Raw genomic sequence first — 2923 nt, 5'->3', positions numbered from 1 at the left:
GGAATATAGTTCATGAAATTAAACTGGCCTATAAGGCTCAATTCTTTTATAGGTGTATTAAAGCTCAGGTTACGATCGCGAAACTGTTCGCTGCTTGATTTGCTGTCGTCGGCGCTGATCTTTCCATAAGTGAAATTTAACCTGGCCGACAGGTATCCGTCAAAATTACGGGCCACAAATGCAGCGCCGGATACACCGCTTATTTTAACCGGGTTATTCGGATTCAGATCGCCGATGTAACCGGCACCGCCTACAGCTCCGCCCACTTCCCAGGTTTGCGCCTGCAAATGATATGAAATAAATAAAAATACTATAATCGCTACAAATTTAGGCATCCCGTAAATTTAGTAATTACGGGCGTCAAGACCCCATAATAATTTATTTCTAAGGGTAGTTAAGTAACTTTCGTTATTTAAACGTATCAAATTTAACTGAAAATCGGCTTTTTGAACGTGAAACTTAACAGTTTCATCCAACACCGCCACTCTCGAATCGCAAGATACCAGGTAATTGGCGCTCCGGCTCTCTACCTCAAAACAAAGCTTGCTGCTATCAGGTAGAACAATTGGTCTTACGTTAAGGTTATGGGGCGATACCGGTGTAACCACTATACTATTTGACTGCGGGAAAATGATTGGCCCTCCGCAACTTAATGAATAAGCCGTTGAACCTGTTGAGCTGGATATGATGATACCATCGCCCCAGTACGAGTTTAAAAACTCATCGTTTAAAAATACGTGGGTAATGATCATGGCCGCATCATCGCGCTTGTGAATAGTTACATCATTCAGCGCGAAGTTATCATCGCCAAAAATCTTAAGTTTTGAATCAATAGTCAGCAGTTCGCGGCAATCTAAGGTAAACTCCTTGTTCATTACCGCGTGTATGGCAGCTGAAATATCACTTTTATTAATACTGGCCAAAAAGCCAAGCCTGCCAAAATTGATACCGATAACAGGTATACATGAATCGCGTATAACAGTTACCATATCAAGCAGGGTGCCATCGCCGCCAAGGGTAAAAAACAAATCGATAAACCCTTTTAACGAATCGGTACTCTCCAGCACACTGTATTTTACAGTACTTATCTTATCGCGCAGGTATTCATTAAGCTGGTGGTGAACATATATTTCGGCGCCGTGATGTGCCAGGTTGTCAAACACCTGTTGAATATATGGTATTACAGATGGGTCATTAAACGGTCGGCCGTAAACTGCTATCTTCATGATGGGTTATGGGTTCGCGATGTTCATTAATTAATGGGTTTATCTGACCATAAATTTCTATAAAAGTACATCATAAAATTTGGTATGGAAAACCCGGTGAATTAATGGACTAAAAAACCATTTATAAATTAAGGTAGTTCATTAATGAATCGTAACGATCCTTTGAGTTATCATTATGATCTGTATAATTAAAGGTAGCTTTAATATCGTACTCATAACGTAAAAATGTGGCTATTATGGCCGAAATATCCTGCTTGTTCACCTTAAGTGTTACCTCCATTTTGGTAGAGTCGGGAAAGGTTTGCACGTAGGAACTCAGTATCTGGGCATTGTCTGATTCTACAATTTGCGCCATATGCGCCAGCGAGTTATTTTTATTGCTGATCTCCAGTACAATAATACCCCCGGGTTGTGCAACAGAGGTAATTTTTGCAAAGTATTCGGTTATTGCATTTACTGATATCAGGCCCAGATAATTTCTTTTGGCATCAAGTACGGGCACAACCGTGAGGTGGCGCTCATAAAACATACGTATAACATCATAAATATGCTGATCTTCCAACACGTATGGGTTTACCAGCGATAAGGCCAGGGCACCAACAGCCGTTTGCTGATCAGGTTCAACAGTCAGGTCATCTTCGGCTACCAGGCCTAAAAACTGGTCTTCATTAACAATGGGCAAATGTCTGAGGCGCAACTCTACCATACGGTCATGCACTTTCTGCAAAGTGTCAGAAGTATGTACCGGTGGTATTTCGTCAGCTATCAGTTCAATTGCAACCATAATGTTAAACTCCTACTTTTATTTTCTCTAAAAATGCCGTTAACAATGTATTAAACTCTTTGGGGTGCTCCATCATTGGGGCGTGCCCGCATTTATCTATCCAGTGCAATTCAGAATCGGGCAAAAACTCATCAAACTCAATAGCCACTTCAGGAGGCGTTATTTTGTCATTCTTACCCCAAATTAAACATACAGGCACATTTATTTTGTGCAGATCTTTTTTCATATTGTGGCGTATGGCCGATTTTGCCATCGCCAGCAGCCTAAGTACGCACTGCCTGTCGTTTACTACTTTATATACGTCATTAACCAGCTCATCGGTTGCCACTGCCGGGTCATAAAAAGTATATTGTACTTTTTCACGCACAAAATCAATACTCTCACGACGCGGAAAAGAACCACCGAAAGCGTTTTCATATAAACCCGAACTACCTGTTAACACCATAGCCTTAACATTTTCGGGGTGTGCTAAAACATAGATCAAGGCAACATGACCACCTAATGAATTGCCAAGTAAGGTAATATTACTCAGTTCCTTTAGTTTTATAAATTTATGTATAAACTTTGAAAGGCTTTTTACTCCCGTAGTTATCAAAGGCATATCATAAATTGGCAGTATCGGGATAATTACCCTGTATCTTGATTTAAATTCGTTTACAACATCTCCCCAATTGCTCAATGAGCCCATTAAACCGTGCAGCAATAACAGAACCTCACCTTCGCCCTCATCGATGTAACTAAAACCGTCTTCCTCTTTAAGCACGAAATCCATATAAAATATCAGTGTTAATGTTTTTCCAATCCTTTATACCCAAATTAAATCCGGTATATTTTCTAATAAATCCGCCATAAAATTACTTTATTACGGATGAGTTACAACAATTATAATAAATTAAAGCTTAACCTAATAATT

4 protein-coding genes are annotated in these 2923 nt (G+C 39.9%); all 4 read right to left on the bottom strand.

Annotation, left to right across the window (positions count from 1 at the left end):
- Nucleotides 1–335: DUF6089 family protein (locus AAGC65_RS25705; RefSeq protein ID WP_343115314.1), on the bottom strand; the 335-nt coding region annotated here is incomplete at its 3' end.
- Nucleotides 336–344: 9 nt separating this feature from the next.
- Entirely contained in the window at nt 345–1226 is an 882-nt protein-coding gene (locus AAGC65_RS25700; protein WP_343115313.1) for an NAD kinase, read from the bottom strand.
- Between the two features lie 121 nt (nt 1227–1347).
- Entirely contained in the window at nt 1348–2010 is a 663-nt protein-coding gene (locus tag AAGC65_RS25695) for a CBS domain-containing protein (RefSeq protein ID WP_343115312.1), read from the bottom strand.
- Nucleotides 2011–2014: 4 nt separating this feature from the next.
- The gene (locus AAGC65_RS25690) at nt 2015–2782 is read right to left on the bottom strand and encodes an alpha/beta hydrolase (protein ID WP_343115311.1); all 768 of its coding nucleotides are present in this window, start codon (nt 2780–2782) and stop codon (nt 2015–2017) included.
- Nucleotides 2783–2923: the final 141 nt, after the last annotated feature.

This window comes from Mucilaginibacter sp. (assembly GCF_039207105.1).
In the GTDB taxonomy this organism is placed as follows: Bacteria; Bacteroidota; Bacteroidia; order Sphingobacteriales; family Sphingobacteriaceae; genus Mucilaginibacter.
The sequence above is the reverse complement of the archived record's forward strand: the minus strand, read 5'-3'. Positions and strand labels throughout refer to the sequence as shown.